This is a genomic window from Secundilactobacillus muriivasis (genome assembly GCF_054785195.1).
This window is the reverse complement of sequence record NZ_BAABMI010000098.1, coordinates 1-4,954: the sequence shown is the minus strand read 5'-3', so window position 1 is coordinate 4,954 and position 4,954 is coordinate 1. Positions and strand designations below refer to the sequence as shown.

Here is a 4,954-nt window from a genome sequence, read left to right as displayed (position 1 = left end):
CGGCACCCTCCCACTATATAAAACCAGAATCACTGAATTTCACAAGCTAAACATGCTTACGCTGGACACAAACGACAATAAAAAACACGAACTAAACCTGTTGCGTAGCTAACGCCATAACCAACATCTCTTGTCAGGTTAGGCGTGGTTAATTTTCCTGAAGCAACGTTTTATGCTCAGATGACTGTGACGCTACTTGATTCAGGATTCGTTGAGCCGTTCTGAATGATAGTGGCTAATGCAAGAATTTCATCATAAAAGCGAGACTTTAGGAGAATTAACCCAAATACAATTGCATTTGCTTCAAATTTTTGGTAGAATACTAATTTGTGAGTAATCCATTATTGGAAAACTCTCCTTGCTCTCTCAAAACTCAATGGAGAGGGCCTGAAGTCCATAAGGAGGTGCAAATTTCATGAAGTATGAAATTACCTACATCATCCGTCCAGACCTTGACGATGCCGCTAAGACCGCATTGGTTGAACGTTTCGACAAGATCTTGACTGACAATGGTGCAGCATTAATTGATTCAAAAGACTGGAAGAAGCTTCGTTTCGCTTACGAAATCGGTGGCTACAACGAAGGTGTTTACCACGTTGTTAACTTAACTACTGATAACGACGAAGCCTTAAACGAATTCGACCGTCTTTCAAAGATCAGCGATGACATTTTACGTCACATGATCGTAAAGCGCGAAGACTAATTTTTGACTTTTAACTTTAACTACTGATACTGAGAGGAGCGGGTCGTATGATCAACCGGGCAGTGCTAACCGGACGCTTGACAAGAGATGTTGATTTGCGTTACACCCCAAGCGGGGCAGCAGTTGGTAACTTTACGTTGGCTGTTGATCGGCAATTTACCAATCAAAACAACGAACGTGAAGCTGACTTCATCAACTGTGTGATCTGGCGGAAATCAGCCGAAAACTTCGCTAACTTTACCCATAAAGGGGCGTTAGTTGGAATTGAAGGCCGGATTCAAACCAGAAACTACGAAAATCAGCAGGGTCAACGGGTCTACGTTACCGAAGTCGTCGTTGAAAACTTTGCCTTGTTAGAGCCGCGTTCAGCGAACGCCAACAATGGTGGAGCCAACAACTACGGTGGTAGCAACAACAGCTACAACGGTGGCGGTAATGGTGGCTACAATGCACCCGCTGGGAATGCTCCTCAGAATAATAATCCGTTTGGTGATCCAAACACCAACGGAGCGGCTAATAATCAACAGCCACAACAACCATCTGGCAATAACGGAAACCAAGCGGATCCGTTCGCGAACAGCGGCGATTCGATTGATATTTCCGATGATGATTTGCCGTTCTAAAACGGACTGAACTGGAGGGAAAATCATGGCTCAACAAAGAAGAGGTGGCCGTCGTCGTCGTAAAGTCGACTTCATCGCCGCAAACCACATCGAATACATCGATTACAAGGATACTGACTTATTGAAGCGTTTCGTTTCAGAACGCGGCAAGATCTTGCCACGTCGGGTGACTGGTACTAGTGCCAAGAACCAACGTAAGTTAACTATCGCTATCAAGCGTTCACGGATCATGGGCTTAATGCCATTCGTTACCGAAGACTAGCGAGTATCAAAAAAACGACTGCCGCGGCAGTCGTTTTTTTATGTCTTCAGGTTTAACAACTGAATTCTTCGTAGTAGATTTGATTGCGCGGTATTTGACGTTCCCAAAGGGCATGTTGCCAGCTGTTACCCAGTTGATAAGGCCCCGAAATTAGATATACTGACGCTTTCGGCTGCGTTAATTGCGTAAGTTGCTCAGTTGGCTGGAACCGACCTTCCTGCGCGTACAGCGTAAAATTAGCCCGTTCAGCAGCGAGTGTTTGGAGTTCGGTCAAATAAATGAGTTGGGATTGGCGGTGCGCTGAATAGTACAGCGTGATCGGTCGTTCCGGATAAGCATCGATCAGCGCCAGCATCGGTACAACGCCACTCCCACCGCCAATCAAAACGAGTGGCGTATCGGGATGATCCTGAATCAATTGATCAAAGCGCCCGTAGCTACCGTCGATGGTGACTTTGGTGCCTAGTGGCAAGGTCTGAATTTGGCGGGTAAAATCACCGTCACCTCGAATCGCCAAAATAATTTTGCCATCCGCACTCACGTTATTCACAACCGAGAACGGGTGGCGTTCTTTTAATTGCGGGACCTGTGGAAAATTAATAAACAGGTAATCGCCGGCCTGAACCTTCAGTCGGCCGGGATGACGCAACTGAATAGTGAATTCGTAAAAGTTATCGGCTAACTGACGACGTTGCGTTAACTTGCCGTTGGGAACGTAGTAGGCCAGCCGAATTTTGTTACCAACGTAGAGAACGAGGGTCAGCAAACTGTAGCCGTTAAAGAGCCACATATAGGGGTGAATACTGGTAATATAGCTGATTAATTGAACGTGAATAAAGACGAGCACGACGGCTAGTAAATTAAGGCGATGCAACCAAACGGACAGTTCGTGCTTAAAGAGGTGCTCTAAGGTGCGTTTAATCTGCGCCAGAAGCGGGATGTGATTGGTCAACCACCCCGCCATGAAAATTAGGGAGTAAAGCATCAACCCAATGAAGAGGTCGAAGGCCCAATCGCCGGTTAACTTGATCAAGCCTGTGGATTGCGTACCGCTTTTATGCAGGTAAGCCAATCCGATGGCGAAAATACTGAGCATCCCGTGGATAAAGTAGATGCTCGGAAGCCCAATCAGCCGATCCAACCACTTAGGCCGGGTACTGAGATAAATTGAGGCGAGAAACCAAACGTACGCAATTGAACCAACTTGAATCGCTAAGGCTTCTTGGTTATAAATTGCGGGCAGGCCATTCGCCAACGTTTGAATCAGGGGCAACGGTAACACAAAAAGGATAACGGCCCAAACAAGGCCCTGAACGTAAGGCATGCGTTTCACGAAATTGATCCCTCCTAGAAGTGAGTGACGTGTTGTTGCCGGTCAACGAGTAATCCGTGAGTTAAATAGTGCGTGGTGAATTGAGTAAATCGTTTTTGGCCCATCGCAATGGCACTGGTTGCGAGAATGTCGGCTTCAATCAGGTCACTGGCGATGATCGTGGCTTGCGTGAGGTCCATCGAACTGGTTTGGGTGAGAATGTGTTGCCCGTGTTGGCTGGTGCCAGAGGTGGCAATGGCACCATTTTGAAGTACATATTGATGAATGAGCTGGTGCGTATCGGCCGGATTTTCGATACCAACGTGCCAAGTGTAAGGATGGTTTGGTCGAACGCCCATTTGAATGTCACCAGCGCCATTCAGGGCAACGGCAACGAGGTCGGTTGTATGGAGTAGTGGGGCTAATTCACGTTCGAAGATTCGTTGAATGGCCCACCCTTTTACCAAACCGGTTGGGTTGTAACGTTGGTGATCGAAATAGGGATCAAAGGCGCCACCAGTGAGTGATTGGGCTTTACTGGCTAAGGCAAAGACCTCCTGAAATTGGGCGGTAAACTGGTTGGCCTCAAGGTCACCGCGTTGGTAGCGACTGACTAGGGAAGTTGATTTGAAAGGTGAGAAATCTTGATCGATCTGTTGAAGTGAATGGTTAACGGCGTTGATAGTTGCTGCAAGCGTATCATCGGTGAGCGGTGACGATTTCGCCATCACGAATTTAAGGGTAAACGGCATGGTCATTGCTTCGAGGGTTTTGGTTGTTGTCATGAGATCAGTTGGCATGGTTAGTTGACCTCCGCTTTATCCAGTGCATTTTGCAAGGAACCGGTAAAGCCCTTGTAGGTTTCACTGGCGCCTGAAACGAGTTTAATGTTGGCGCTCTGAGCTGAAATGGCTTCAGACTTGTATACAGGGAGCGCCTGACTGTTAATTTGCTTATCATGGCCATTGTCATTGGGATAGGCTAAAACGTTCACAGCGGTGATTTTACCGCCTTTAATGACGGCTTGAACTTGAACGTCGCCCCATTGTGTGGCAGTTGCTTTACCAGTGTAGGTGCCGTTTTGGTAGCGACCGGATGATGAAGTAGCGGACGAAGATGACGTGCTGGTACTCGAATGGGTTGATTGGGTAGTTGTTGATTCTGCGGATGAGGTGGCTTGCGTTAGTTTATTTTTGATAAATAAGAAGTAGCCGTCGATGATAAGGGCAACTAGGACGATCAACGAGATGATCGTGGTTAACAATTTTTTCAATCTACTCACTTCCTTAGATAGGCGATTATTCACTCCTAATTATCTAAATGCAGCTTAATTCTACCTTAAATTAGAATAATTACTAATTAAAAAAGCGTTAAGGCAGTTGAGCAGTAAATCGGAATTGGAAAAGTTATCCACCTGTGGATAAAGGTTGAAGAAAAACTTCTCAAGGTTTTTGACTGTTGCTTGTGTCCAGCGTAAGCGTTCTTCTGTTTAGTTTGTGAAGTGCGGTGATTTGCGTAAACTGTCGATTCCGGTAGCCGGCCAGGTTCCTGCTGTGGGGCCGGCCTGAGCCAAAGGGCGGTCTCAGTCCTCGAATTTCAGCCTCGCCAAAACCTATGCGAGTCTGAAATTCGTCCCCGATAATTGGCGGTTGTTGGAAAATCGCCAACAACCACCAATTATCGCGACACAGCATACACCTGGCCGGCCACCTCCATCTCATATTGCGCAGTTCGGTACTATCGCAGAACATCTCAAAACGCGTTAAACGGCAACGTAGCATATTTGATTAGCATAAACGCAACGTACAACTGATACGTTGTCACATCGCACAATCGTTGATTCATTGCGGTCGCTGAGCATTGTCCACAATTGTTTCCGTAGTTGTTGAGATATCATCCGAGGTTGATATTATGCACTTTCGTCAACTTCAGCATGTGACAGTCAGCAGTTCTGGTTATCGACAGCGCACCATGTAGCGGGAGGCGGAGGCGCGCGAGGCTCAGCAGTGTCGGTATGACTTGGGCAGTCGTGCCCCGTGGGGTTCGGGGTGCGA

General features: G+C 47.0%; 6 protein-coding genes. 3 read left to right on the top strand and 3 right to left on the bottom strand.

Going from position 1 to position 4,954, the window contains the following annotated elements:
• Positions 1-415: 415 nt before the first annotated feature.
• Genes rpsF through rpsR form a run of 3 tightly spaced genes read left to right on the top strand, consistent with a single transcriptional unit; the run spans position 416 to position 1,588 of the window.
• Positions 416-703, top strand: a complete 288-nt coding sequence (rpsF, locus tag ACYVR3_RS15900; protein ID WP_054737550.1) for a 30S ribosomal protein S6 — start codon at positions 416-418, stop codon at positions 701-703.
• 47 nt (positions 704-750) lie between these two features.
• On the top strand, positions 751-1,326 hold the full coding sequence (ssb, locus tag ACYVR3_RS15895) for a single-stranded DNA-binding protein (RefSeq protein ID WP_461244990.1): 576 nt from the start codon (positions 751-753) through the stop codon (positions 1,324-1,326).
• A 25-nt stretch (positions 1,327-1,351) separates the two neighbouring features.
• Positions 1,352-1,588 carry a 30S ribosomal protein S18 gene (rpsR, locus tag ACYVR3_RS15890; RefSeq protein WP_054737548.1) on the top strand — a complete coding sequence of 79 codons (237 nt, stop codon included), beginning with the start codon at positions 1,352-1,354 and terminating at the stop codon, positions 1,586-1,588.
• A 52-nt stretch (positions 1,589-1,640) separates the two neighbouring features.
• Here the strand turns inward: rpsR and ACYVR3_RS15885 are convergent, their stop codons facing one another.
• The 3 genes from ACYVR3_RS15885 to ACYVR3_RS15875 are packed head-to-tail and all read right to left on the bottom strand — an operon-like array spanning position 1,641 to position 4,182.
• The gene (locus ACYVR3_RS15885) at positions 1,641-2,912 is read right to left on the bottom strand and encodes an FAD-binding oxidoreductase (protein ID WP_461244992.1); all 1,272 of its coding nucleotides are present in this window, start codon (positions 2,910-2,912) and stop codon (positions 1,641-1,643) included.
• A gap of 23 nt (positions 2,913-2,935) precedes the next feature.
• Positions 2,936-3,700, bottom strand: a complete 765-nt coding sequence (locus ACYVR3_RS15880) for an FAD:protein FMN transferase (protein WP_461244989.1) — start codon at positions 3,698-3,700, stop codon at positions 2,936-2,938.
• Positions 3,701-3,702: 2 nt separating this feature from the next.
• Positions 3,703-4,182, bottom strand: coding sequence for an FMN-binding protein (locus ACYVR3_RS15875; RefSeq protein ID WP_461244991.1), 480 nt, complete (start codon positions 4,180-4,182; stop codon positions 3,703-3,705).
• Between the last annotated feature and the right edge of the window lie 772 nt (positions 4,183-4,954).

Bases quoted from the DNA above. Each gene is read 5' to 3' on its own strand.
- ACYVR3_RS15880 (WP_461244989.1), bottom strand. From the start codon at position 3,700: ATGCCAACTGATCTCATGACAACAACCAAAACCCTCGAAGCAATGACC.
- ssb (WP_461244990.1), top strand. From the start codon at position 751: ATGATCAACCGGGCAGTGCTAACCGGACGCTTGACAAGAGATGTTGAT.
- rpsR (WP_054737548.1), top strand. From the start codon at position 1,352: ATGGCTCAACAAAGAAGAGGTGGCCGTCGTCGTCGTAAAGTCGACTTC.
- ACYVR3_RS15885 (WP_461244992.1), bottom strand. From the start codon at position 2,912: ATGCCTTACGTTCAGGGCCTTGTTTGGGCCGTTATCCTTTTTGTGTTA.
- rpsF (WP_054737550.1), top strand. From the start codon at position 416: ATGAAGTATGAAATTACCTACATCATCCGTCCAGACCTTGACGATGCC.